At 68.6% G+C, this 24,567-nt stretch carries 25 protein-coding genes and 1 tRNA gene; 11 read left to right on the top strand and 15 right to left on the bottom strand.

Translation table 11 applies throughout. The annotated features are described in order from the left end of the window. Window positions 1-5: 5 nt before the first annotated feature. The 3 genes from HHX35_RS00125 to HHX35_RS00115 all read right to left on the bottom strand — a co-directional run bounded on the left by HHX35_RS00125 (window position 6) and on the right by HHX35_RS00115 (window position 3,973). Complete coding sequence (locus tag HHX35_RS00125; RefSeq protein ID WP_182897027.1) at window positions 6-1,058, bottom strand: glycosyltransferase; 1,053 nt, start codon at window positions 1,056-1,058, stop codon at window positions 6-8. A 114-nt stretch (window positions 1,059-1,172) separates the two neighbouring features. Further along, window positions 1,173-2,102, bottom strand: a complete 930-nt coding sequence (locus HHX35_RS00120) for a sensor histidine kinase (protein WP_182897026.1) — start codon at window positions 2,100-2,102, stop codon at window positions 1,173-1,175. A gap of 65 nt (window positions 2,103-2,167) precedes the next feature. Continuing rightward, a complete protein-coding gene (locus HHX35_RS00115) occupies window positions 2,168-3,973 on the bottom strand; it encodes a SpoIIE family protein phosphatase (RefSeq protein ID WP_259404666.1) in 1,806 nt (601 codons plus the stop codon). A gap of 97 nt (window positions 3,974-4,070) precedes the next feature. Between HHX35_RS00115 and HHX35_RS00110 the strand changes: the two genes are divergently transcribed. Next, complete coding sequence (locus HHX35_RS00110) at window positions 4,071-4,781, top strand: GAF and ANTAR domain-containing protein (RefSeq protein WP_182897025.1); 711 nt, start codon at window positions 4,071-4,073, stop codon at window positions 4,779-4,781. Between the two features lie 85 nt (window positions 4,782-4,866). On the opposite strand, the gene HHX35_RS00105 is transcribed toward HHX35_RS00110, so the two are convergent. After that, entirely contained in the window at window positions 4,867-5,223 is a 357-nt protein-coding gene (locus HHX35_RS00105; protein WP_310738816.1) for an STAS domain-containing protein, read from the bottom strand. 186 nt (window positions 5,224-5,409) lie between these two features. On the opposite strand from HHX35_RS00105, the gene HHX35_RS00100 reads away from it, so the two are divergent. From HHX35_RS00100 to HHX35_RS00090, 3 genes are all read left to right on the top strand, one after another. Then, window positions 5,410-6,189, top strand: a complete 780-nt coding sequence (locus tag HHX35_RS00100; RefSeq protein ID WP_142557195.1) for a SigB/SigF/SigG family RNA polymerase sigma factor — start codon at window positions 5,410-5,412, stop codon at window positions 6,187-6,189. Window positions 6,190-6,309: 120 nt separating this feature from the next. Beyond that, window positions 6,310-6,726, top strand: a complete 417-nt coding sequence (locus tag HHX35_RS00095; protein WP_182897023.1) for an ATP-binding protein — start codon at window positions 6,310-6,312, stop codon at window positions 6,724-6,726. 15 nt (window positions 6,727-6,741) lie between these two features. After that, entirely contained in the window at window positions 6,742-8,040 is a 1,299-nt protein-coding gene (locus HHX35_RS00090) for an NAD(P)/FAD-dependent oxidoreductase (RefSeq protein ID WP_182897022.1), read from the top strand. Window positions 8,041-8,085: 45 nt separating this feature from the next. Here HHX35_RS00090 and HHX35_RS00085 read toward each other — a convergent pair whose 3' ends face one another. From HHX35_RS00085 to HHX35_RS00060, 6 genes are all read right to left on the bottom strand, one after another. Next, window positions 8,086-10,083, bottom strand: coding sequence for an ABC transporter ATP-binding protein (locus tag HHX35_RS00085; RefSeq protein ID WP_182897021.1), 1,998 nt, complete (start codon window positions 10,081-10,083; stop codon window positions 8,086-8,088). Then, window positions 10,080-11,813, bottom strand: coding sequence for an ABC transporter ATP-binding protein (locus tag HHX35_RS00080; RefSeq protein ID WP_182897020.1), 1,734 nt, complete (start codon window positions 11,811-11,813; stop codon window positions 10,080-10,082). Before HHX35_RS00080 ends, HHX35_RS00085 begins: the two co-directional genes overlap by 4 nt. Window positions 11,814-11,965: 152 nt before the next feature. After that, window positions 11,966-12,412, bottom strand: coding sequence for a CBS domain-containing protein (locus HHX35_RS00075; protein WP_182897019.1), 447 nt, complete (start codon window positions 12,410-12,412; stop codon window positions 11,966-11,968). A gap of 147 nt (window positions 12,413-12,559) precedes the next feature. Then, window positions 12,560-12,754, bottom strand: coding sequence for a hypothetical protein (locus HHX35_RS00070; RefSeq protein ID WP_030509495.1), 195 nt, complete (start codon window positions 12,752-12,754; stop codon window positions 12,560-12,562). 7 nt (window positions 12,755-12,761) lie between these two features. After that, window positions 12,762-13,637 carry a hypothetical protein gene (locus HHX35_RS00065; RefSeq protein ID WP_182897018.1) on the bottom strand — a complete coding sequence of 292 codons (876 nt, stop codon included), beginning with the start codon at window positions 13,635-13,637 and terminating at the stop codon, window positions 12,762-12,764. Then, window positions 13,634-14,275 carry a hypothetical protein gene (locus tag HHX35_RS00060; protein WP_259404664.1) on the bottom strand — a complete coding sequence of 214 codons (642 nt, stop codon included), beginning with the start codon at window positions 14,273-14,275 and terminating at the stop codon, window positions 13,634-13,636. Before HHX35_RS00060 ends, HHX35_RS00065 begins: the two co-directional genes overlap by 4 nt. A gap of 118 nt (window positions 14,276-14,393) precedes the next feature. On the opposite strand from HHX35_RS00060, the gene HHX35_RS00055 reads away from it, so the two are divergent. Then, window positions 14,394-14,729 carry a DUF6458 family protein gene (locus tag HHX35_RS00055; RefSeq protein WP_079319766.1) on the top strand — a complete coding sequence of 112 codons (336 nt, stop codon included), beginning with the start codon at window positions 14,394-14,396 and terminating at the stop codon, window positions 14,727-14,729. Window positions 14,730-14,738: 9 nt separating this feature from the next. Here HHX35_RS00055 and HHX35_RS00050 read toward each other — a convergent pair whose 3' ends face one another. Next, the gene (locus tag HHX35_RS00050; RefSeq protein ID WP_182897017.1) at window positions 14,739-15,173 is read right to left on the bottom strand and encodes a hypothetical protein; all 435 of its coding nucleotides are present in this window, start codon (window positions 15,171-15,173) and stop codon (window positions 14,739-14,741) included. Window positions 15,174-15,265: 92 nt separating this feature from the next. Here HHX35_RS00050 and HHX35_RS00045 point away from each other — a divergent pair. The 5 genes from HHX35_RS00045 to HHX35_RS42990 all read left to right on the top strand — a co-directional run bounded on the left by HHX35_RS00045 (window position 15,266) and on the right by HHX35_RS42990 (window position 17,669). Next, a tRNA-Pro gene (locus HHX35_RS00045) sits at window positions 15,266-15,339 on the top strand. 366 nt (window positions 15,340-15,705) lie between these two features. Next, window positions 15,706-16,131 carry an integrase core domain-containing protein gene (locus HHX35_RS45030; RefSeq protein ID WP_182897016.1) on the top strand — a complete coding sequence of 142 codons (426 nt, stop codon included), beginning with the start codon at window positions 15,706-15,708 and terminating at the stop codon, window positions 16,129-16,131. Window positions 16,132-16,155: 24 nt separating this feature from the next. Continuing rightward, window positions 16,156-16,665: an NUDIX hydrolase gene (locus HHX35_RS00035; RefSeq protein ID WP_220504862.1), complete on the top strand. Its 510-nt coding sequence runs from the start codon at window positions 16,156-16,158 to the stop codon at window positions 16,663-16,665. Window positions 16,666-16,836: 171 nt separating this feature from the next. Beyond that, a complete protein-coding gene (locus HHX35_RS00030; protein WP_396779419.1) occupies window positions 16,837-17,538 on the top strand; it encodes a hypothetical protein in 702 nt (233 codons plus the stop codon). Beyond that, the gene (locus HHX35_RS42990) at window positions 17,535-17,669 is read left to right on the top strand and encodes a hypothetical protein (RefSeq protein ID WP_259404663.1); all 135 of its coding nucleotides are present in this window, start codon (window positions 17,535-17,537) and stop codon (window positions 17,667-17,669) included. Before HHX35_RS00030 ends, HHX35_RS42990 begins: the two co-directional genes overlap by 4 nt. 201 nt (window positions 17,670-17,870) lie before the next feature. Here HHX35_RS42990 and HHX35_RS00025 read toward each other — a convergent pair whose 3' ends face one another. Beyond that, window positions 17,871-18,449, bottom strand: coding sequence for a hypothetical protein (locus HHX35_RS00025; protein WP_182897015.1), 579 nt, complete (start codon window positions 18,447-18,449; stop codon window positions 17,871-17,873). 75 nt (window positions 18,450-18,524) lie between these two features. Then, window positions 18,525-21,140: a LamG-like jellyroll fold domain-containing protein gene (locus HHX35_RS00020; RefSeq protein WP_182897014.1), complete on the bottom strand. Its 2,616-nt coding sequence runs from the start codon at window positions 21,138-21,140 to the stop codon at window positions 18,525-18,527. Between the two features lie 345 nt (window positions 21,141-21,485). Here HHX35_RS00020 and HHX35_RS00015 point away from each other — a divergent pair, with 345 nt between their 5' ends. Continuing rightward, window positions 21,486-21,677 (top strand): hypothetical protein, encoded by a 192-nt coding sequence (locus HHX35_RS00015; protein ID WP_182897013.1) that lies wholly within the window; start codon window positions 21,486-21,488, stop codon window positions 21,675-21,677. 142 nt (window positions 21,678-21,819) lie between these two features. Here the strand turns inward: HHX35_RS00015 and HHX35_RS00010 are convergent, their stop codons facing one another. Next, window positions 21,820-22,224 carry a flavoprotein gene (locus HHX35_RS00010; RefSeq protein ID WP_310738814.1) on the bottom strand — a complete coding sequence of 135 codons (405 nt, stop codon included), beginning with the start codon at window positions 22,222-22,224 and terminating at the stop codon, window positions 21,820-21,822. Window positions 22,225-22,374: 150 nt separating this feature from the next. After that, window positions 22,375-24,198 carry a DUF6571 family protein gene (locus HHX35_RS00005; protein WP_182897012.1) on the bottom strand — a complete coding sequence of 608 codons (1,824 nt, stop codon included), beginning with the start codon at window positions 24,196-24,198 and terminating at the stop codon, window positions 22,375-22,377. Window positions 24,199-24,567: the final 369 nt, after the last annotated feature.

The raw sequence follows: 24,567 nt of genomic DNA, 5'->3' as shown, positions 1-24,567 counted from the left end.
TGCCTTTACGCGCACGTCTTCTCGTAAACGCGGAGCAGTTCCATGCTGATTCGCTCGACCGAATAGCGGGAACGGGCGCGGTCGGCGGCCGCGTAGCCGATGGCCGTGCGCAGGGTGGCGTCGCCGAGCAGGCGGCGGATCCGGTGGGCGATCTCCAGCGGGCGGTCGGGCCGGGTCAGGAATCCGGTCACGCCGTCCACCACCGAGTCGAGGTGCGCCCCGGTGGCCGAGGCGATGACCGGAATGCCGCAGGCCATGGCCTCCAGCGCGGCCGTGCCCGTGGGGACGGTCGGCGGCAGCGACAGCACCAGGTCGGCGCTGCGCATGAGCTTGGGCATCGCGGTGTGCGGGACCATGCCGAGCATCTCCACGCGGTCCGCCACGCCGTGCTCCCCGGCGAGGGCGCGCAGCCGCTCGACGCTCTGGTCGTCGCCGCCCGCGATCACCAGCTCGGCGTCCGGTACGGCCCGCAGGGCGTGCACGGCCCAGTCGGCGCCCACGTGCCCCACGTGGAGGAGGCGGGGCCGCTCGCCCCTCGGGAAGGCCGGGCCCTGACGGCGGAAGCGCTCGATGTCCACGCCGTGCGGGACGACCGAGATGTTGCGGCGCGGCACGCCCATCCGGATCAGCTCGGACTCCTCGTCGGCGCAGGCGGCGATCACCGCCCTGGCCCGGCGGCCGATCGCGCACTCCAGCCGCCGCACCGGCGCGGCGCTCCGGGCGTCGTCGTAGTGACTGTGGAAGGTCTGGGTGACCGGCACGCCCAGGCCCTCGGACCCGGCGATGGCGGCCAGGCCGCTGGACCACGAGTAGGCGTGGATGATGTCCGGGCGGTGCTCCCGCCACCTGCGCCGCAGGCCGTCGCTGAAGTCCGAGATGTAGGGCAGGAGGTCGCTTTCCGACAGCTCCACGTCGGGTCCGGCGGGCACGTGCTCGACGCCGTCCCCCTGGACCTTCGAGCGGGTGTAGACGGTCACCCGGTGGCCCCGCCCCAGCTCACGGGCGATGGCGGGAGTGTCGGGAGTCAGCTCGTGCGCGGAGACGATTGCGATATCCATGGCACACCTCAAGACAGGAAGGCGTCTGAAAGGGTGTGCCTGCGTCCTAGGCACGATCGATGTAGAGGATGTTTACCTTACTCTGATTCGCGCTAAACGCCTAATCGGGAAAAATCATGCGCACTCCTGCAGCCGCACCGTTGCCGCCTGCAACCTGATCCGGCAGCCGCTCTCCTCCTGCCGAATGTCCAGGTAGTCGCAGATCTGGCGGGCCACCCACAGGCCGTCCCCGGGCCGCTCGTCCGGACCCGGAGGAGTGAATCCGGCGAGCGGATCACACTCCGTCTCCCGGCCGGCCCACAGGTCGCACACCAGCGCCCCGAACGTCTCCCACATCCGGGCGATCAGCGGCAGGCCCAGGTAGCGGGCCGCCTCGTGCACGGCCACGCACAGCATCGTGGCCCTGTCCTCCGCCAGCCCGTGGAGCCGGGCCTGCTCGCCGGCGAAGCGCCGCACGCGCCGCAGGTGACCGATCGTCGCGACCGCCGCGTCTCGGGGAACCTCCGGCAGCGGCTCGCGGTCGCACTCCCCGATGAAGCGCGCCGGGTCGGCGTACGTGGGGGAGGGCCGCCGCTCCCGGCCGCCGACGCTGATCGAGGGGTGGGTGCGCAGCGCGTCCTCGACGACGCCGGGACCGGCCGTCCTGGTGTCGTACGGGCAGATCATCCACACGCCCGTGCCGGCGAGGATGACGTTGAGCGCCGACTCCATCCGCTTCCAGGTCACGACGTCGCGGGCCGAGCGGCCGGCCCACACGGGCTCGGCCAGAACGCGGACCCGCCCGCGCGCCGCGTTGCGCTCCCAGTAGCGCAGGAACGCGGCCGCCCGCTGCGCGGTGCGGCGGCCGAAGTACGCGCTCTCGGCGTAGTCGACGCGCCGGGCGTCGTCGCCCAGCGCGGCGCCGAGGAGATCGAGGTTCCCCGCGGTCGTGGTGACCATCACCGGCTCGCCCTTGTCCAGCCCGTCGCGGACGAACGGCACGGCCGTCCCGAGGAACTCGTCGTCGGAGCCGTACAGTCCGGCCTCGTGGATGAACTCAGTCATGCGACCGCCCCCACGTATCGCATTCACCTCAGTCCACCACGTCGCCGAGGCGGCGGCAAATCCCGTCAGCGGGAGCGGCGCAGCGTGAGGACGGTGATCTCGTCGACCGCGTGGCTGCCGCAGAAGGCCCGGTGGTCCTCCTCGATGGCCTTGACGACCGCGCCCGGGGGCTGCCCGGCGCAGCGGGCGAGGGCCTCGGTGAGCCGCTGCTCGCCGTAGTTGTCCCCGGCGGGACTCTGCGAGCCCACCAGGCCGTCGCTGTAGAGGACGAGCGTCTCCCCGGCCGACAGCGTGAGCTCCTCCGTCGCGGGGACCGAGCCCTCCTCGAACCCCAGCGGAACGCCGCCGCCCTCGGAGAAGCGGACGCCGCCGCCCGGCTGGATCAGCGCGGTGGGATGGTGCCCAGCGGAGGCGAGCCGCACCTTGCGCCCCCGTACGAAGCCCGCGGCGGCCATCACGAACAGGCCCGTGTTCTGCGCGACGAGCGCGTCGTTGACCTTGTGCAGGGCCTGCCCCGGGTCGTCCTCCCACACGCTCAGCACGCGCAGGCCGTTGCGGACCATGGCGATGACGGCGGCCGCCTCCTCGCCGCGTCCCGCCGCGCTGCCGATCACGAAGCCCCACCCGTTCTTGACGGGGAACACGTCGTAGAACTCGCCGCCGATGGCGCGCATGCCGGAGCCGGGGTGGTAGGCGGCGGCGATCTCGAAGCCGGGGATCTCGGGGAGCGTGCGGGGGAGCACGCCGGTCTGCAGGGTGTCGGCGGCCTGCGCCCGGCGCTGGAACCCCTGCTGGGCACGCATCGCCAGGCCGAGGTGCAGGCCGATCTCCTCCATCAGGCCCAGGTCGGCAAGGCCGAACGGCGGCCGGTCGCGCAGCCGCACCAGCGTGAGCACGCCGCGCGCCTCGTCGTCGGCGCGGATCGGCACGCTGAGCAGCGAGCCCGCGCGCATCGCCTGGAGCACGTCGCCGCCGAGCAGGGAGTCGTCGGTCAGCATCTCGTGGACGACGCCGCTCTGCGTGGTCATCACCTGCTCCACGACCGGAGCCAGCGCGGGCGGGGCCTCCTCGACCGTCCGCTGCAGCCGCCCGACCGGCTGGTCGCTCGGCCCGATGACGATCGACCGGACCAGGCCGCCGTCCCTGGCGGCGTCCGCGATCACCCAGTCGGCCGTCTCCGCCGCCAGCAGGCGGGCCGCCCGCAGCAGGGCGACGGGCTCGCGCAGGCTCTCCTCGTCCAGCAGCAGCCCGGTCAGCCGCGACAGCAGCTCGTGCCGCCTGGCCGCCGCCAGGACCGCCGCGTCGTCGGGCACGCCCGCCTGTACGGCCGGCTCGGGCAGCTGGACCTCGGTGGGCAGCACGACCCCGGCGATCATCTCCTGCGGCTCGCCGGGCATGCGCAGGCGGCTCAGCACCAGCCGTACGGTGTGGGCGCGGCCCTGGTGGGCCAGCCGGGTCTGGAACGAGGCGCTGTCGTCGCCGTGGAGGACGGCGGCGAAGCGCTGCCGGAACGCTGCCCGGGCGGTCACGTCGACGAGCAGGGGGAAGGCGCGGCCGAGGAGGTAGCCGGCGGGGCTGCCGAGCAGGCGCGTGGTCTCGTTGTTGATACGGCGCACCGTGCCGCCCGTGTCCATGATGATCACGGGGATGGGCAGCGCGCGGAACACCTGGCGCAGCAGCTTCTGCTCGCGCTGGCTGCCGCCGTCCCTGCGCCTGCGGCCGCGCGCCAGCTCGCTCAGGGCCTTGCGGACCAGTTCCTCGGCGGCGTCCAGCTCCCGTAGCATCGCACCCGGATCGGGATCTTCCCGTAGGGTGGCGATGCGGTCGGCGAGCCCGCTCAACGCGCGCTCGAGCTCGGCGGTGTCGGGCAAGCTGCCCCCCTCTCTCGACGTAGACGCTACGCCAAACCCCGGGTCTAATCGATCCAGCCTGGATTAACCCGAAAACTATGGGAATGGTCTTTCTACCATGGAGACGACATCCATTCTCGCGCGTGACCTCGCGGCGCTGGGCCGTGTGACAGAGGGCACGTCGGCGGAGAGCGTTCTGCGCGGCATCACCGAGGCGGTCGCGCGCGGCGTCCCCGGCTGCGCCGGCGGCACCGCCGAGCTGTGGATGGAGGAGCGCGTGCTGCTGGCCGCCTCCCACAGCGAGCTCACCGTGCTGATCGATCGCGAGCGCGACCTGCGTGAGGGCCCGTCGAGGGAGGCGCTGTCCACCGGGCGCCCGGTGACGATCCCCGACGTGATGCGCGAGTCCCGCTGGTCCCGCTACGCCGCCACCGCCGTGCGGCACGGGGTGCGCTCGGTCCTCGTCGTGCCGATCGCCGTGGAAGGCGCCGTCGTGATCATCGGCCTGTACGGCGTGCGCCCCGGCGTGTTCAGCTCCGGCGGCACGCTCATGGCCCTGCTGGGCGAGCAGGTCACCGTGGCGCTGGCCAACATCTGGGAGTTCGACGACGTCCTGACCGGCGCGGCGCAGATGCAGGAGGCCCTGGCGGGCCGGTCGGTGATCGACCAGGCCAAGGGCATCATCATGTCGAAGAGCGGCTGCTCGGCCGAGGAGGCGTTCGAGGAGCTCAGGCGGGTGTCGCAGCACCACCAGGTCAAGGTGGCCGACCTGGCCAAGCTCCTGGTGACCGAGCACCAGCAGAAGCATGGGGGAGCCGCCCCGGCCTGAGCGGGGCCGTACGCGCGGGCTGGCGGCCGGCACGGGGTGGCAGCGGAGGGCGGCAGCGCGGGGTGGCGGCGGGGCGCGGCGAGCTCTAGGCGGCGAACGCGGCCAGGGCCTCGTCGAGGGTGTCGAACAGGGGCAGCCGTTCCGACAGGCCGGTGACCCACATGACCTTGGAGTTCGGGTATTGCACGGAGATCAGCGCGAAGTTGCCGCCGGCCGTGGTCGAGCGCTGCCAGTGATGCACGATCAGGCCCAGCGCCCGGGAGTCCATGAACGTCACGCCGCCCAGGTCAAGGATCATGCCGGGACCGTGGTCGTCCGCCGCGGCGTCCAGATAGTCCGAGAACTGCTCACGTGTGGTGGCGTCGAGGACACCGTTCACATGGATCACCACGATGTCCCCCGCCATGCTGGACGTCAGGGACAGCAGTCCGTTGTTAGACACCTCGCGCCTCCTCTGCGGCAACATTACTGGTGCCGAAGGGGTGGTGATACTCCTGATTTTGGGGCAATATACTGAAGCAGAGGTCCAGCAGAGGGCCTCGTCTCGATACTGTAGCGAGGCGTGCCTTCTGCGTGGTCACCCCAGCGCGTAGGCGCCCTCGCGAGAAAATACGAGGGGACTGCGCAGATGGCTGCCGAGGTCCGTGCAGAGACCGTCAGCAATCCGACCGCCGAAGAGCTCCTGGCCGAGCTGGCCGAGGACGGACTGTCCGAGGAGCGGCGGGAACGCCTCCGTGAGAAGATCGTAGAAATGCACCGCCCGATGGCGAGGGACATCGCCCGGCGGTACCTCAACCGTGGCGAGCCGATGGAAGACCTCCTCCAGGCCGCGTACGTCGGCCTCATGAAGGCCATCAACGGCTTCGACCCCACCCTGGGCCACAGCTTCCGCGGGTACGCCATGGTCACCATGACGGGCGAGGTCAAGCGGCACTTCCGGGACCGCACCTGGGCCGTCCGGGTGCCCCGCCTCTACCAGGAGCGCCGGGCCGAGCTCAACCGGCACGTCGCCGACATGACCCAGGAGCTGGGCCGGTTCCCCACCGTCGCCGAGCTCGCCAAGAAGATGGGTCTGTCCGAGGAGGACATGCTCCTCACCATGGACGCCTCCGCGGCGTACAGCACCCTCTCCCTGGACGCGCCGATCGGTGCCGACGACGACGCCGCCGCCCTCGGCGACGTGATCCCCGAAGAGGACGACGCGCTCGACACCCTGGTGGACACCGAGGCGCTGAAGCCTCTCATCGACCTTCTCCCCGAGCGGGAGAAGAACATCCTCCTGCTGCGTTTCTACGGCAACATGACGCAGGCCGAGATCGCGGCGGAGTTCGGCATATCGCAGATGCACGTCTCACGGATCCTCCGCAAGACCCTCGACCAGCTCCGGGCGGAGCTCGTCGCGGGATGAGAGGATGCGACGATGCCCGGGACACCGTCTGTGCCAAGGCGGTGTCCCGGGGTATCTTCGTCCTGCCCACAGCCCATAGATCCTGAGACGGCCAGATTTCCGGCGGGAGGCGTGTACCGGGTGAAAGATGACGGCGTTCCCGCGCACGTCACCAGAGCGGCGAGGGAGCGTGCCTTCTCCTTAGCCGATCTGCCCGATCTGCGGGAGTTCGCCGCCGCCGAGGCGCTGCGTCGTGGTATGCGGGAGGACGCGATCGGCGACTTCCTCGTCGCGCTCAACGAGGTCGCCACCAACGCCGTCACCCATGGGTCGACCAAGGCGCGGCTGGGCATCTGGCGTGAGGGGCCGGCCCTGGTGGTGGCCGTGCACGACGACGGCCGGGAGTGGCGTCTCGAGGGCGAGCCGGGCCACGACCCGCCTCCGGAGGACGCGACCAGCGGCATGGGGCTCTGGGTCGCGCGCATGCTGAGCAACGACCTCCACGTCACCACCGGTCCCAGGGGGACCACGGTGACGATGCGTTTCCTCCTTGAGTAGGGGTAGGGGACAGCCATGGCTGTCCCACGGATTCTGATCGTCGGCGGCGGATACGTCGGCATGTACACAGCACTCCGCCTGCAACGCAGGCTCCGCCGCGGCGAGGCACTCGTGACCGTCGCGGACCTCGACTCCTACATGACCTACCAGCCCTTCCTGCCGGAGGCGGCCGCCGGGAACATCGAGGCGCGGCACGTCGTCGTCCCGCTCAGGCGGGTGCTGAACAAGTGCCAGATCCTCAGCGGGCGGGTCACCCAGGTGCGGCTGGGCGACCGCAAGGCGGAGTTCACCCCGCACGAGGGGCCCGACCTCACCATCGACTACGACTACCTGGTCGTCGCGCCGGGCTCGATCTCACGGCTGCTCCCGGTGCCCGGCCTGGCCGAGTACGGCATCGGCTTCAAGACCATCGAAGAGGCCATCGCCCTGCGCAACCACGTGCTCGGCCGCCTCGACATCGCCGCGTCCACGCCGGACCCGGAGGTCCGCCGCAAGGCCCTCACCTTCGTCTTCGTCGGCGGCGGCTACGCCGGCGTGGAGGCCCTGGCCGAGCTGGAGGACATGGCGGCGGGCGCGCTCAAGTACTTCGCGGGGCTGCGCCGCGAGGACATGCGCTGGATCCTGGTCGAGGCCACCGACCGCATCCTGCCCGAGGTGGGCCCCGACATGGGCAAGTGGACGGCCCTGCAGCTGCGCGAGCGGGGCATCGAGATCCGCATGGGCACGCTGCTGAAGTCCGCGGAGGGCTGCCGCATCGTGCTGAGCGACGGCGAGGAGTTCGACGCCGACACCCTCGTCTGGACGGCCGGCGTCAAGCCCAACCCGCTGGTCGGCGCGGGCGACCTGCCCCTGGACAAGAAGAGCAGGATCAGGGTCGATCCCTACCTGCGCGTGCACGGCACCGACTTCGCCTTCGCCGCGGGCGACTCCGCCGCCGTCCCCGACCTCACCCGGCCGGGCGAGTTCTGCCCGCCCAACGCCCAGCACGCCGTACGGCAGGCCAAGACGCTGGCCGACAACCTGCTCGCGGCGCTGCGGGGGGAGGCCCAGCGGCCATACCGGCACAAGTACGCGGGGTCGGTGGCGAGCCTGGGACTCTACAAGGGGGTCGCGCAGATCTACGGCCGGGAGCTTCGCGGCTTCCCCGCCTGGTTGATGCACCGCACCTATCACCTGACGCGGATGCCGACCTTCAACAAGAAGACCCGGATCCTCATGGACTGGACACTCGGGCTGTTCTTCCCCCGGGAGATCGTCTCCCTGGGGGCCATCGAGGAGCCGCGCAAGGAGTTCACCCTGTCCGCCCGCTCGTGACCCGCTGTGGGGAGTGCCGCGTGACCCGAGGCCACGCGGCACTCCTCAGCCCACTTCCGTGGGGGTGTCGTCGCCGGCCAGGGCACCGGCGAATTGGGCCGAGTAGAGCCGGTGGTAGGCGCCCCGGGTGGCGAGCAGCTCGTCGTGGGTGCCGTGCTCGACGATGCTCCCGGCCTCCATCACCAGGATGAGGTCGGCGTCGCGGATGGTGGACAGCCGGTGGGCGATGACGAAGCTCGTCCTGTCGCTGCGCAGCGCGGCCATCGCGTGCTGCACCAGGACCTCGGTGCGGGTGTCGACCGAGCTCGTCGCCTCGTCCAGGATGAGCAGGGACGGGTCGGCGAGGAAGGCGCGGGCGATGGTGATCAGCTGCTTCTCGCCGGCGCTGACGTTGCCGCCCTCCTCGTCGATCATCGTGTCGTACCCGTCCGGCAGGGTGCGCACGAACCGGTCGACGTACGTCGCCCGTGCCGCCGCCTGGATCTCCTCCTCGCTGGCCATGGGATTGCCGTAGGCGATGTTGTCGCGGATCGTCCCGCCGAACAGCCAGGTGTCCTGGAGCACCATGCCGATCTGGGAGCGCAGGTCCTCGCGGCGCATCGCCGTGATGTCGACGCCGTCGAGGGTGACGCGGCCCGCGTCCAGCTCGTAGAAGCGCATGATCAGGTTGACCAGTGTGGTCTTCCCCGCGCCGGTCGGGCCGACGATCGCGATCGTGTGCCCGGGCTCGGCCACCAGCGACAGGTCCTCGATGAGAGGCTGCTCGGGGTCGTACCTGAAGGACACGTGCTCGAACTCGACGCGCCCCCGCCGGGTGGCGGGCAGCACCGGGTCGGCGGGGTCGGGCTTCTGCTCCTCGGCGTCCAGCAGTTCGAAGACCCGCTCGGCCGAGGCCACCCCCGACTGCAGCAGGTTGGCCATCGAGGCGACCTGGGTCAGCGGCTGGGTGAACTGCCGGGAGTACTGGATGAACGCCTGGACGTCGCCCAGGCTCATCGACCCGTTGGCCACCCGTACGGCGCCGACGACCGCGATGGCGACGTAGTTGAGGTTCCCGATGAACATCATCGTCGGCATGATGATCCCGGAGATGAACTGCGCGCCGAAGCTCGCCTTGTACAGGGCCTCGTTCCGCTCCCGGAACACCTGCTCGACCTCCGGGCCCCGTCCGAAGACCTTCACGAGCTCGTGACCGGTGAACGCCTCCTCGATGTGGGCGTTCAGCGTGCCGGTGTGAGCCCACTGGGCGACGAACTGCTTCTGCGAGCGCTTGGCGATCTGCCCGGTGACGATCATCGTGACCGGGATCGTCACCAGCGCGATCACCGCGAGCAGCGGCGAGATCACGAACATCATGATCAGCACGCCGATCACGGTGAGCAGCGAGCTCAGCAGCTGGCTCAGCGTCTGCTGCAGGGTCTGGGACACGTTGTCGATGTCGTTGGTGACCCGGCTGAGCAGCTCGCCGCGCGGCTGGCCGTCGAAGAACTTCAGTGGGAGCCGGTGCAGTTTGTCCTCGACGTCGGCTCGGAGGCGGAACACCGTGCGCTGCGTCACGTCGTTGAGCAGCCGGCCCTGCAGCCACATGAACAGCGACGCCGCGACGTACAGCCCCAGCACCCAGGCCAGAACCGTGGCCAGCGCGCCGAAGTCGATGCCGTGACCGGGAACGACGTCCATCCCTGAGAGCATGTCGGCGAAGTCGCCGTGGCCCGAGGCGCGCAGGCCCTGCACGGCCTGCTCCTTGGTCGTTCCCGCGGGCAGCCGTCCGCCGATCACACCACTGAAGATCACGTCGGTCGCGCGGCCGAGCAGCTTCGGCCCGATGACGGAGAACACCACGCTGATCACGGCGAGGCCGATCACGGCCAGGATCCTCGGCCGTTCCGGGCTCAACCGGCGCAGCAGCCGCCGGACGGAGGGGCCGAAGTTCATCGACTTCTCCGCCGGCATCTGCCCGCCGCCGAAGGGCCCGAAACCGCCGCCCCCGGCGGGCCGCGGTCGCGCCGGTGCTGTGGGCCGTGCCGTGGGCCGGTCGCTCATACCGCACTCCCCGCGGTCAGTTGGGACTCGACGATCTCGACGTACGTCGGGCAGGAACCGAGCAGCTCGTCATGGGTGCCGATGCCGACGACGACGCCGTCGTCCAGGACGACGATCTGGTCGGCGTCGGCGATGGTGGAGACCCGCTGGGCGACGATCACCACGGCGGCGTCGGCCGTGTACGGGCGCAGAGCGGCGCGCAGCCTGGCGTCGGTGGTGAGGTCGAGTGCCGAGAAGGAGTCGTCGAACAGATAGATCTCGGGTTTGGCGACCAGCGCGCGGGCGATGGACAGGCGCTGGCGCTGCCCGCCGGACACGTTCGTGCCGCCCTGGGAGATCGGCGCCTGCAGGCCCTCGGGCATCGCCTCGACGAAGTCGCGGGCCTGGGCGATCTCCAGCGCCTCCCACAGCTCCTCGTCGGTGGCGGCCGGGTTGCCGTACCGCAGGTTGCTCGCCACGGTGCCGGTGAACAGATACGGCTTCTGCGGCACCAGGCCGATGCGCGTCCAGAGCATCTGGGGGTCGAGGTCGCGTACGTCGGCACCGTCGATCAGCACGGCGCCGGACGTCGCGTCGAACAGCCGGGGCACCAGGGAGACCAGGGTCGTCTTCCCCGACCCGGTGCTGCCGATGACCGCGGTGGTCTGTCCCGCGGCCACGCGGAAGGAGACACCGGACAACACCGGCGCCTCCGCGCCCGGATAGCGGAACTCGACGTCGCGCAGCTCCAGCTCGGCCCGCCGGTCCACCTGCCGTACAGGTTGCTCGGGCGGGCGCACCGACGACTCGGTGTCCAGCACCTCGGCGATACGCTCCGCGCAGACCGCGGCGCGCGGGATCATGATCGAGATGAAGGTGGCCATCATCATCGACATGAGGATCTGCATCAGGTACATGAGGAACGCGGTGAGGGCGCCCACCTGCATCTCACCGCTGTCCACCCGGGCGGCGCCGAACCACAGCACGGCGACGCTGGAGGCGTTGAGGATCAGCATCACGGTGGGGAAGATGAGCGCGGTCAGCCGCCCGACGCGCAGCGCCGTCCCGGTCAGCTCGTCGTTCGCCTGCGCGAACCGGCGAATCTCCTCACGCTCCCGGACGAAGGCCCGCACCACGCGGATGCCGGAAAGCTGCTCGCGGAGCACCTGGTTCACCACGTCGATGCGGGTCTGCATGGCGCGGAACTGCGGGACCATGCGGAAGACGATCAGCCCGATCGAGACCAGCAGCACCGGGACGCAGACCAGCATGAGCCACGACAGCCCGACGTCCTGACGCAGGGCCATGATGATGCCGCCGACCCCCATGATGGGCGCCGCGACCAGCATCGTGCAGGTCATCACCACGAGCATCTGGATCTGCTGCACGTCGTTGGTGTTGCGGGTGATCAGCGACGGCGCCCCGAACTCGGTGACCTCGCGCTGGGAGAAGCCGCTCACCCGGTGGAAGACCGCCGACCGCACATCCCGGCCGAACCCCGCCGCCACCCGGGCGCCGTGGTAGACCGCCGCGATCGAGCAGGCGATCTGCACGAGGGACACGGTCAGCATCCAGCCGCCGGTGGCCAGGATGTAGCCCGTGTCGCCGGTGGCCACGCCACGGTCGATGATGTCGGCGTTCAGGCTCGGCAGGTACAGGGAGGCGATGGTGCCGACGAGCTGGAACAGCACCACCGCCGTGAGCGCGGGCGAGTAGGGCCGCAGATACGTGCGGAGCAGACGGCTCAGCACGGCCGTGGTCCAGGGGAGCGCCGGGGGGAGGGCAAAATCATGCGGAACACGCTATATGAGCAGCTAGCTCACTCACGCATGATTTTCAGCAGGAGCGAACAGGGCACTGGTGTCCGCCCTCCTGCGCGGGTGGCAGGGCCATACGGGGGCCGTCAGGCGGGGGCGGGAGCGTGGCCGGAGGCGGAGGCGGGGGTGAGGTCGGAGGCGGGGGCGGGGGCGAGGTCGCGGGTGAGGTCCGGGGTGAGGTCGGCCAGGGCGACGATGCCGACCGGGCGGCCGTCCACGACCACCGGAAGCTGGTGCACGTCCTTCTCGCGCATCAGCCGCGCCGCCTCGGCCACGTCCTGGTCAGGGCCGACGGTCACCACGTCGCAGGTGCACAGCGTCGCCAGCGGGGTGGTGGCGAGGTCCCTGCCCTCCGCGACCGCGCGTACGACGATGTCCCGGTCGGTCACCAGCCCGCACAGCCGGCCGTCCCCGATCACCAGCACGTCGCCGATCCCGCGGTCGCGCATCAGCTTGGCGGCCTTGACCACCGGGGCCTCCTCCGGCAGCGTGACCGGATCGCGCGTCATGACCTCTTCCACCTTGTGGGGCATCTCGGTCTCCTGAGGGGGCCGGTGGGGCGGATTCTTGCGGTTATACCGTTTATACGGTTCTGCGGTCTCGCGGGAGGTGTGCTCCCACGAGACCGCTTCGCGTTTTCAGGAATGGTGTTTTCCGGGGGAGACGTTCGGGTCGCGGGGTCAGCGACGGACGCGTCCGCCCCGCCACCCGCCGCGCCAGGAGTTCACCCCGGCGGTGCCGACGCCGGCCTGGTGCAGAGACAGCAGGCACAGGCCGAGGGCGAGCAGCGCGGTCAGGCCGATGCCGATGCTCGCGTTGAGAAGGTCGAGGAGGAAGGCGATCCCGAAGACGACCGCCGCGGCGATGGCGAGCATTGTTACCTCACTTCCGGGTCAGGTGGGCCAGTAACGCGTGGTACTCGTGCAGGGCCAGGCGCAGCGCCTCGGTGTCGCCCCGCTCGTTGTCCTTCCACTGGTCGAGCAGCGACTGCCGACGGCTGGTGAGGGCCGACAGGGCCTCCTCCACGAGCGCGTCCGCCTGCTCGACCGACTGCCGGGGATCGTCGACGAAGCCCGTCTTGATCTCGCGCCACCGGCTGTCCAGCGCCTCGTCCAGGACGGACGCCGCGCCGGAGGCGGCGGTGGTGGTCGTGACGGGGTAGGCCACCGGGCCGTCGACGGCGGCACCAGTAGCGGCGGCCGTGGTGGCGTCGGCGGGGGTCACACCGTCCTCGGCATATCCGGTGCCGTCCGTCTCAGCGTCGCCGTGCGCGTCGTCGCCGTAGGTGTCGTACGCGCCGGTCGTGGCGTCGCCGGACGGACCCGCCTGGGTGCCGGGCTCGGTGTAGTCGTCCGTACGGCGGCCCGCGACGAGGCGGTCGCCCTCGGCCGTGTGCCTGCCGCCGGTCTGGGGCGACGTGAGGACGTCGTCGCCCGCCTGGCCGTACGGCTGGCGGAAGCGGGAGCCGTCGCCGTCCGCGTCGGTCGTTCCGTCCGTCTGCGCGTCACCGCCGGTTTCCGGTGTCGTGTCCCGCGGGTACGCGCGGTCGCCGGCGTCGCGTGCCGTGCCGTCCGCGTAGCCGGCGGTGTACGCGTCGCTGGGGGAGTAGACCGGACCGGGACCCTCGTGCTCGTCCCGCCCGGCGTCCGCGACAGCCCTCTCTCTGCGTGCCTCCTCCTCGAGGGGTTCGGGGGTCTCGGGAGTCGGCTGCTCGGCGACGTTGTCGCGCTCGTCGTACCTGTTCGTCCGCATGGTCATCGCCCCGCCTTCCGTACGTGCGCGTGGTGGCCGGTCATGGAGGCGCCGTCGTAGTCGTCGGTGGTGTGCGCGGCACCGTTGACGTGGTCGTGCAGAGCGACGTCGGCGCCGTCGCCGAGAAGCTCCTGGAACAGCGCGCGGTAGTGGACCATCGCCTGACGGAGTTCCTCCGTGGTGGCCTCCTGCCGGGCTGCGCGGCTGCTGATGTCGTGGGCGTTGCGGTAGTGGTCGAGCGTGGCGGCGTGGGCCACCGACAGGTCGCTCAGACGCTGCTCGAACTCGTCCGTGGGATAGCCGCGCTCGGCCATCACCGCGGTGACCAGCGCGTCCGCCTCGGTCACGGCGAAACCGGGAGCGTCTACAAAGCGCTCCTGCACCTCGGCCCACTTCCTCGCGTACCGTTCCCGGGTCTGCGGGTCGAGCGGGCGGATGTCCAGCTTGGCGTGGCGCTCCTCGCGGGCGAGCAGTTCCTGCTCGGCCTCTTTACGGCTGTCGCTCTCCCGCACCGTCCGTTCGTACTCGGGCCCGAAACGGTCCTGCAGGTGGCGCCGGCGGTTGCGTGCCGACACAAGGTAGCCGACTGCCAGGATCACCAGCACGGCGACGATCACGACGGCCACCCATGCTACGGCGGTCATATCTGCCTCCAGGGGTGAGTGCGTTGTTCATCCGCACTGCCCGGGAAAGCGGTCTTCACGCCTTGCGTAATCGCGGATTCTGCGGGTAAAGGGCGGTTGACCAGCAGAGGAGGTAGCCATGGGCTTCGGGGCCAGTCTCGCCTTCATCGCGGTCGGCGCGGTTCTCGCGTTCGCCGTCAAATGGGACGTTCCTGGAATCGATCTTCAAATGATCGGCTGGATTCTCATGGCCGTGGGGGTCGTCGGCATGGTGTTGACCGGTCGCTACACCCGGCGCCCGCGGACCGAGGAGACGGTGGAGACCATCGAGCCGGACACGATGTACACCGTGGACCCGGCGGCCGAGCCGCACGTCCACGTCCAGGAGACCGAGTCGCACACCGCCGTCCACCCGGGCGAGCGCCACGTGCACGTACGCGAGGAGACCACGCCCCTGCCGCGCGACGGTGTGTGAGCCGTACGGTCAGGGACCGGTGCCCGCCGCGTCCGTGGCTTCGCGGGCCTCGGCGAGGACCCGGGCGACGTGTGAGTCGTCCCCGGCGGGCACCTCGTGGAAGCCCCGCTCGGGGTCGTAGGCGATGTCGAGCCCGTTGTCGACCAGCCGGTTCGCCCACCGCAGGGCGGTATTGAGCCTGTCCTTGGGGATCCGGCGGCCCTGGGCCGCGGCGGAGAGGTTCCGCAGGTTGGTGGCGGGGCCGCCCTGGCTGTGCTCGCGCCGGAGCTTCCACGGCAGGGCACGGCTGTGGTCCGTCATCGGCTTGGACAGGCCGGCGGCTCGCTTCGCCTGCAGGATGCCCGACTCAGTGACACCGAAGTGCTCCGCGAGACGGGCGTTGGTCCACCCTTCGGCGGCCAGCCGGACGAGTTCTTCCTGGTCGATGCGCGCCTTCCTCCCCATGATCGCCAGCCTAGGCCCACTGGCGCGGTTCGTGTACGCACGAGGGCGGAAACTGCGCTAAGGTTTGGGTGTGCCCGGGGAGACCAGGGCAACGGGACGTAGCGCAGTTTGGCAGCGCACTTGACTGGGGGTCAAGGGGTCGTGGGTTCAAATCCCGCCGTCCCGACATCGTTCTAGCAGGTCAGAGGCCTGATCACTCTCCAAGTGATCAGGCTCTTTTGTTGTCTGACCGTCGTTTGACCGTGAAGCTGAACGTGCCGACCGCTCCCGACCGGTGCCCGTCAATACCGGAGCTGACCAGGGGATCCACGGTCAACGAGGCTGCTCCAGCCCGGTGTGTTCAAATGAACCGCCCCACCCAGCCGCCATGGTTGGCCGTTTTCGTCGGCAGCGCGGAGCGTCGCGATGGGCGATCGGGGACGCAGCGGTTCACGGGCCTGATACGGCGATGTGGCCAACCGGGCGGGGCCAGGCCGAGTCCAACTGCATGAGACCTCAGAACGGAGAGGATCATGCAGACCCGACCAGACCGATGGCAAGGAAGTTGACCGGCCTCGCCCTGGCGATACTGACGATCTTCGCGGTCGCCGCGCCCGCGCACGCCGACGCCGGCGCGTACGCCCAGGCGGTCGCGCACGCCCAGCACCGGCACTCGATCCGCTGCGCCTCGCTTGACGCCTGCACCACCAAGGACGGCTCCTCGGTGCCCTGCAGGTCCTGGCGACTCGACCTGCTCGACGACACCCACATGCGGCTCAATGCCGCGATGGTGAAGGCGCTCGGCGCCAAGGGTAACCGCACACTGCAGATCGCGTGGGAGGCCTACCGTCAGCTCTTCACCAGCAACATCCAACGCGCCCAGGCCCTGCGACCATGGCTGGAGTACTACAACACCCGGCGACGTCACACCGCACTGGACGGCTTACCATCGATCAGCCGACGGTCACCAACGCCATGATCGGGTACATCTAGGATCGGCAGGGTGACCGTCCCCGCCATGCGGGCCAGCGCCCGCGTTTTGCTGGTCGACCGCGACGACCGGCTCCTGCTGTTCCGTTTCCGTGCCTCCGACGATTTGCCCGCCTCCCACTTCTGGGCCACGCCCGGCGGTGGTGTCGACGACGAAGAGACCCTTTCTCAGGCGGCGGTGCGTGAACTGTTTGAGGAGACCGGTCACATCCTGGCTCCGCAGCGGCTGGGTCCGGTGGTGGCCGTCTCCTCTGGTCCTGCCCGATTCGGCGAGCTCACCCTGCACGCTGTCGACTCGTTCTTCTTCACCCGCGTAGACCGTCTGACCTTGGCTCCCTCCGGCCTCGAAGCCCACGAACGCGAGGCGATTGCCGCACACCGCTGGTGGACCGTCCAGGAGCTTCAAACCACCTCCGACCTCGTCTTCCCCGTCGGCATCGGCGCGCTTTTGCCCCGGCTGCTTGCCGGTGACCTCCCCTCCGAACCGGTGCACCTGCCCTGGCGGCCGGTCACCGCTCAGTGAGGTCCCCGAGAGCCAGAGGAATCCGCTATCGCGTGCTCACATGCCCCGGAACGCGCTGTCAGCTCAGACTGCCCTGAACCTGCCGCAACCGATCGCGATCCAGGGGCGCTCTCATCACATAGTCGAAGCCCAGGCGAAGCTTTGGAGATCAGGAGACGGCTGTGCTGTCACGTGAGCGATCTGAAGCTGTTCCGGATCCAAGACGGGAAGGCAGCTGAGCTGAAAGGGAACGCCTTCGCCGTCGAGGTATCGTTACAGCGCCTGATCGAGAACAACATGGAGACGCTGTTTGGCGTACGGTTCCTGGAGACGGAGTACTCCACCGGGACCAAACATCGCGGCCGGATCGACTCACTCGGCATCGACGAGAACGGCTCCCCGGTCATCTTCGAGTACAAGCGCGCCAGCAACGAGAACGTCATCAGCCAAGGGCTTTTCTACCTGGACTGGCTCCTCGACCATCGGGGCGAGTTCGAACTGCTGGTCATGCGGAAGCTAGGGGTGCAGGCCGCAGAGGAGATCGACTGGAGCAACCCCCGGCTCGTGTGCGTCGCCGGCGACTTCAACCGCTATGACGAGCACGCGATCATGCCGATGAACCGGTCGATCGAGCTGATCCGATACCGGGACTTCGACAGTGAGTTGCTCGCCCTTGAGCTGGTCGCGTCCCACAGCGGCGCGGGCGGGTCCGGGGACAACTCACCGTCGAAGACCGGCGGCAAAGTACCGACGCAGTACAAGACCGTGACCGAATCCCTCGCGCAAGCACCGCAGCCGCTCGCCGACCTGTACGGCCAACTGGAGACTTCCGGATCAAAAACTTCGCTTGTGTCGAAGTCCACCCCAAATCCCAGACAATTCTGGTCTTCGTGAAGGTCGATCCGGACCGCATCGAACTGGAGGAGGGCTTCAGCCGCGACGTCCGGAACATCGGCCATTTCGGCACCGGTGACCTGGAGCTTCGCATCCGCACCCAGAACGATCTGGAAAAGGCGTTCCCCTGATCCAGCTCAGCTATGGGATAAGCTGACCCCCCGAACGGTAGCCGGTAACGTGCCTTCGCCGTCCAGGTGGCCGCGGTCGCTAGGTGTCACATGCCGCCGGGCCGCCACCGGGAGCGGAATGGGATTATCTGCCAGAGTCACACCGGGCCGTCAACAACTCCAAGTTTGGATTCGCCCTGGCTTTCTCCTGCGGTACCGGACTCAGTGGGGAATGCGAGGCCACGCACCCTTGGGAATGCGGTAAAGGACACGCGGCACCGCGAACCAGGCCCGGTCGAGAAAACGGCCCGTTACCCGCCCCGCGAGGATGAGGTAATTTTCCATTTCCCCCTGGAAGTCAGCGAATGCGTCCAGATCGTGCACATATTCCCGGAACCTTTCCACCCCCACTGTGCCCATGGGCTCCCCGTCCTGGTAGTAGATCATTCCCTCATCGTCGATCTCGCCCAGCTCGGCCATATGCCAATAAGTGATGATAAGCCTTCCTCCCGCACTGGCCGTCTCTCGCAATGTGAAAGCGCCGCCCAGGGTGATCGCGACAGACCAGCCCGGCGAGTGCGCCCCGATCCACACCAAACTGTCCTGCCCGCGATCGCCGGCCAGGCGAAATGCAGTTTTGAGATCGCAAGGAATTCCGGAGCGTGGATCTGCGCGGAAGCGCGCGGCGATTTCCTCCACGTCCTCCGTGTCGATCCAGGCCGCATCGAAGCGGGCGTTCAAGTCGTGCTCGTCCAGGAGGTCCCACTGACTCTCCGTGGGCAGTGCCCGCGTCATGTCCATCGTCCTGCTCCTTTGACTATCTCAGCGACAGGGGGTGGAGGCGATCATGCGATCACCTCCACCCCGCAGACTCGACTAGCTTACGACCTTGACCCAGAACTGCTCCCCGGGCACTACCCGGTAATCGGAATAGAACCTGTTGAGAGCTCTTCCGTGGAGAATGTTGTCATCCTTGGAAACCGCCCGGATGGAGTAGTTGCCGTCCTGCCGGCCGGCACCTTCCTTGGTCGAGGCGAACGGATACTCATCGCAATTGAGCCATCCCGCCTTCGGGACCCCGTAATACCAGCTCCTCGTCACCGCGTACTGGTCGTAGAAGTAGTATTTGCAGTAGTTCACTCCTGCGAGCTCCCGGGGCGGCACCACGAAGTCGTCGGGAACGTTCGGCCAGCGTTTCACGTCGGTAGTGCCCGCGTCCGTGGTGAACCGGAGTCCGGAGAACTGTCTCCGGTTGATTGTTGCGTCGGTCGTGTTCACCTTGGTCAGTGGCTTGCTGGTGACATCCGCCCAGTTCCCGGGGATCACCTTGTTCACCGGAAGCGCGATGGTGGTCTTCGCGGGCGGCAGCTCGGGCTTGGTCCAGTCGTGGCCCGGCCGCTTCGGTGGGGCGGTGTCCGCGTTGTTCCGCTGCTTGAGCGCCTTCTCGATGTGATTGATGACCTCGACGAAATCCGGGTTCTTGCTCTTGGACATCACGAATACTCGGGGGACCGACGGAATGATGCAGCCTCCGATGCGGGTGGGGGTTCTGGGCCCGCCGAGCTTCTGCCAGTCACACTGGACCTCGGGCACCAGCTCTGTGTACGGAGCACCGTCCCAGTCGCTGACAGGGATTCCTGAGCCGTGCCGGAGAATTTTCTCCTGTTCGAGCATGAAGCGGGAGTCGACGAGTTTCCGGCTCCAAAGCGGGATGGCCAGGCCCGTGCCCACATCCTCACCGGGAATGAAGGCGACGACGCCGACCTCGCACCGGTGGACGCGGTTCTTGTCGATCCCGTCCGGCCATCCGAACATGAATTCGGCGTCGGGGGCGGCATGCCATGCGGAGACGTCCCGCTCCTTTCTCGATCCGCTCTGATAGCGGCATTCGCCCAGCCCCTGGCCGGGGTGGGATGCTATCTCGATCCCGCTCAGGTCACCCGACGGTACCTTCACGTCGCCGTCGCCGTCGACGATCGCGAACTGGTCGAAGCGGGTGAACACCTTGAATGATTGGGCGAAGAGCTGACCCTCGGAGAACTCTTTTCCTCCCGTGCCACCGAGGTAGGTATGCATGACCCAGGTTGCGCGGAACCGGAACGCGTCGTCGTCCTCGACCTCGACCGACTGCCCGCTCTTCTTCTTCGCCTTCTTGAGCAACGACCGCTTCGCGGCCCTTACCATCCCGCCTGTGAACGGATTCTCGGCGAACTCCAGGACGTAGATATAGGACGACCAGCAGTAGTTGTAGGTGGATTCATGGATTCTGGACTGGCCGAAGGCGTACTCCCCCTTCATCCAGGTCACATAGCTGTCCGCCGTGTCCCCGTCGTAGTTGTCGTCCAGGGCCAGGCAGTCCTCCAGGTCGACCCGCCTGTAGAAGCTCCCGTCATCCGCGGCGGCGGTGGAAGAGGCGCTCGTCGTGATGCCGGGCGACGTACGGGCCGGGCTCACCGTCACGGACGGCGCTGCCGGAGCCGTGGCCGCCTGGGCCTGCGTGAATAGATCGGCGACTCCGGACGCCGACAGCGGACGCTGATAGGCCACGGTCTCGTCCATGCTCCCGGCCATCGCCGCGCCGATCCGCAGCGGAGCCTGGGCGTCCCAGGCGGGGAAGGACAACTGGGCGGTTCCGGCCTGTGCTCCGTTCAGGTACAAGGTGGCCGTCCGTGTGGCCGCGTCATACGTGCCCGCCACGTGGAACCACTCATCGATCGGCGGCTCGACCCCCGACAGAACGCCCTCGACCGTCGCATCGGTGGCGTCGGCACTGGTGAAGGTGAACACCAAACCGTGCTCGGCGGTGTTGCCCAGCCGGAACGGCGCCTGGCGGGTGCCCTTCTGCTCAAGGACGGTGTAGTCGCCGTCCTTGTCGCTCCAGCGCAGCCAGGCGGCGGCGGTGAAGCTCTGGTCGGTGCGGATCACCGGTCCGGTGGTCTGGGCCAAAGGCTCCTCGCCCGGCTGGACGACGTCCACGGTGACCTGCTGCCAATCCGACCAGGCCGAGGCCGCGTCGCCGGCGACCGCACGCAGGCGCCAGCGGATCTTCCATCCGTCGGTAAGCGTGTCCGCCGGGACGGCGATGCTCGCCTGGGTGCCGGAGGCGACGCCGTCCATGGCGCCTGCCCAGATCTGCCCGCTGCCCTGACCGGTCGCGGCCGGATCGTGCTCGATCTCGGCTTCGGCGCGCATGGCCTGGCCGGTCGGATCAGGGCCCGTCCGCAGCGGACTCTCCTTGATGCCGGCGAAGCCGGCACCGGACGCGGCGACGTCGCCAAGAAGAACGACCGGAGGCGACTCATCCTGAACATGACCCGGCCGTTGGTTGCCCTCCCAGCGATGGCCGCCAACCTCCGAGAGTGGGACTACGTCGAGCAGGTCATGCTTTCGGTGTTCTGAAAAGGCCGGTCTGGCGTGTTCTACGCTGCCCCGTCCACGCATTCGCCGCCACGCGGCGAAGCCACCAGCGCACTCATTGCCGATCTCAAACACTGTCCCCTTTCCGTGGGGAGGTGTCATCAGAAGTGATTCGCATCACTTCGGTGCCACCAATGCTTCAGTTTTCTCGGACCACGAGGCCGGAGCGTGAGCGAACACGGACGCATGTCCGTTTCGGACTGAAGGTGTGGGTGGCCGGACGCATCACGCATGGGTCGGGGGTTCCCCCGAGGTGTGGACACCTTGAGTGCCAGATCATGGGGATCTGGAGACCGAGGAGTTCCTGGTGGTCATGAAGGTCTACCCGCCTGACGTCAAAGCCGACGCGGGGCGCTATACCTGTCGGAGCTGACCCGGACGATCACCTCGGTGGCCGGGGTGCACGCAAAGGCGAGGCCGATGCCCAAGCATTCGCAGGCCCCGCTATCGCTGGGCGACGTGGAAGAGGAGAACAAGCAGCTCAAGGCCTGGATCCGGGAACTGGAGCTGGAGCGCGACATCCTGCTGCCGGGCGGCCAAGTATTTCGCCGGGGAGACCAACTGGTGAGTCGCTTCCCGTTCATCGCCGACCACGCGAGCGCCTTCGGGTGACCGGCGACAAAGCCGTTTCAGCCAGGTGAAGAGCCGATGTTTCCGCGTATGGCGTGCAGTGCTTCGTAAAGATCGTCCCAGGGGAAGGAAACTGCTCCTGGTGCGCCTGAGTTGGGGGCGGGGAGACGGTCCCAATCGAGGATCATCCGTACGCCCCATTCCTCAAGCCGGGCCACGCTGTTGGGGAAGGCGGGATGTTTCGCGAGGGCGTGGTTGGGCCAGGGGACGGCGATCGGCAGGCCGAGACCGATGGTTCGGTGAGCAGGCCCAGTGCCAGGGTGTCGCTGATGCCCTGGGCCCACTTGTTGGTCGTGTTGAAGGTCGCCGGGACGACCGCCATGGCGTCGGCCGGGGGCAGCACGTCCGGTTCTTCCGGCCGCTTGTAGTCGTGCCGTACGGGATAACCGGTGAGTGCGCTGAGCCGCTCGGCGTCGATGAACTTCGTCGCTGACGGCGTCGCGATGACACAGACCGTCCAGCCGTCCGCCTGAAGGCGCTCGACGAAGGCGGCGAGGTCCCCCGCTGGCCGACCTCCACACGCGATCACATACAGAACTGGCTTGCCCTCTGCCATATCCCGCCGTGGTCCGATTGCAGGCGGCGATCCAGGACGCCGATCACCGGCTGCGGGAGATCGAGGCGCAGATTGTGCAGACCGAGGACGTCGCCTTGCTGCAGGAGGTCGGCGTCTATGAGATCAGCATCCGCTCAGCGACGCGGTCGCGTACAAGGCGAAGCTGGCCGAGGTCAAGGACAAGATCAAGAGTATGGCCCGCGCCGGGCAGGCGGTGCTGGGCGCGACGAACTGGACGGTCAACGACTCCGCAGCCGAGGGGCGGCGGATGGTGCGGGACTTCTCCAAGCTGATACCCACGCCGAGGGCCGGGCCGGCGAGGAACAGCTCGTTCTTGATCCGCTGCTGGTCTTCCACGTCGAGTGCGGCCTGGCTTTTCCGCTCCGCCGTGAACTGCATCCCAGAGACATAGCCGAGCGCCTGCATCGTTCGTTCCAAGTTGTCAATGTTGCCGGTGCCACGGTCCTTACGTGCGGCGGCATTGACAAGTTTGTTGGTGAGGTCGCCCATGCCCTCTTCGAAAGGCTTGATGTGGTCGGGGGAGTCGGCGAACGTCTTGACGAAGGCGTAGGTGTCTTTCGGGCTCAGCCGGAAGGCGGGCTTCAGGCCGGGGATGATGGTCTTAACCGGGCCGAACGCGCTGGGCTGGGTGCGGTTGGCGTCGCCGAGGTTGGCTCCTTCGGTGATCTCCGTCGCGTACGATCCGGCGATTTCGGCGAGGTGGACACGAGTTGGTTCCTGGATGTCGAGCCTGGGCAGCTCGCGGATGAGCTGGAAGGCCACTTGGGCGACCTCGGCGGAGTGGGCGCCGTCCTTCTCGTCGTACGCTCCGGCCGCGGAGGCCAGCATGCGGCCGAAGGCGTCCGCCCGAGAGTCCTCCTCCTTCTGCACCTCCGGCTGGACCAACGACGACCCTCGAACCTCGACTCGACCGTTGAGCGCGCTGAGCGCCTTCGGCAGCGAGCCGTACTCTTTGGTCGCGGTGGACAGCGCCGTCCTGGCCGCCTTGGGGTTGTTGCCCAGGGCGTTCAGGAAGCCTGCCAGGTCTGTCCCGCCGACCGTGCTCTTCTTGCCGAGGGCGTGCATGCTCACCACCGCGGCGAGCCACTCGGTGGGAAACTCGCCGGTCCGCAGCAGGTCGCCCAGCCGACGTTCGCCGTGCTCAGGAACGGTCGCCTGGCCGTCGCGGAGTTCCGCGAATCCCACGTCTGCAGGCGGGCGCGGCCCGGCGGAGGACGCCGGCAAGGGCCGCAACCAGGCACCGGCCGCGGCAGGGGCCTTGCCGGTGACGAGTTCGTACCTGACTTCGGCGAAGCCCGGTACGTCGCCGCCCTCCCGGACCGCGGTGCCGAACGCCTGGCTCACCGTGTCGATCGCCTTCTCGGGGTGGTCCATCCCGGTCCTGAGCTTCTCGACGAGCCCGAGGGTGCCCTTGGCCCCGAGCGCGGCGAAGAAAGCGGCGACGAAGTCGGGGTCGTTCCGGCGCGCGTTCAGTTCGGCGACCAGATGGGTGAAAGCGTCGTCGTTCGTCTTCCCGACTGGGAAGCCGTAGTCCCTCGCGGTCGTATCGGCGAATCGCTCGGCCAGCGCCTTGCCCTGGCGCTGGGCCCCGGACGCGGTGAGTATCGCGCCTTCGTCCAACGGCACCAGGCCGGAGCCCATGCCGGGCAGCCACCCCGGCACCTTCTCGGACGCGAGAATCTCGGCCTGGCGCCGCCGCAGTTTCGGCAGCTCGGTCTCAAGCCAGGCCAGGACCTCTCCGACGGGATTCAGGCCGGCAGCCGAGACGTTTGCAGAGGCCAAAATCCGCCGGATGGCGTCTGTTTCCTGCCTGATGACGCCGTGGCCGCGCGCGAGGGAGTCGATGAACTCGCGCATGCCGCCCGGGTCGATGCCGCTGAAATCCGGTGACAGCGGTCCCGTCCCCGGAGATGACGGCTCTGCCATCGCCTCCCCCGTTCGCCCCTACGCCCGCGCTGGGTCCTGTAGTTCCAGGTAACACAGGCTTGCTCAGGGAGTCGCTCATGGCCTGCCGGCTGCCGGTGATCGCGAGCCCCCTCCGGCTGCCGAACGACTCACAGAGCCGAAGCGTAAAACACCGCCGTACTGCCGAGAAGGCGGGACACCACCGCCGACGCGTCGGAACGGGTGGGCTCGTCGCTCAGGGCTGCCAGGCGTCCTGGTAGTCGGGTGATGTCCCGCTGAGTGGTGTAACTCGCTGCTGATCATGTGGGGTCGGCGAGTTGTGGGTTGGTGTGACTATGACGCGGCCAGGGCGGTGTGCGCCAGGGGTTCGGCCGGATCGTCTGCGGGTGG

The organism is Microbispora sp. H10830 (assembly GCF_014161375.1).
GTDB classification, from domain to species: domain Bacteria; phylum Actinomycetota; class Actinomycetes; order Streptosporangiales; family Streptosporangiaceae; genus Microbispora; species Microbispora catharanthi.
The sequence above is the reverse complement of the archived record's forward strand: the minus strand, read 5'-3'. Positions and strand labels throughout refer to the sequence as shown.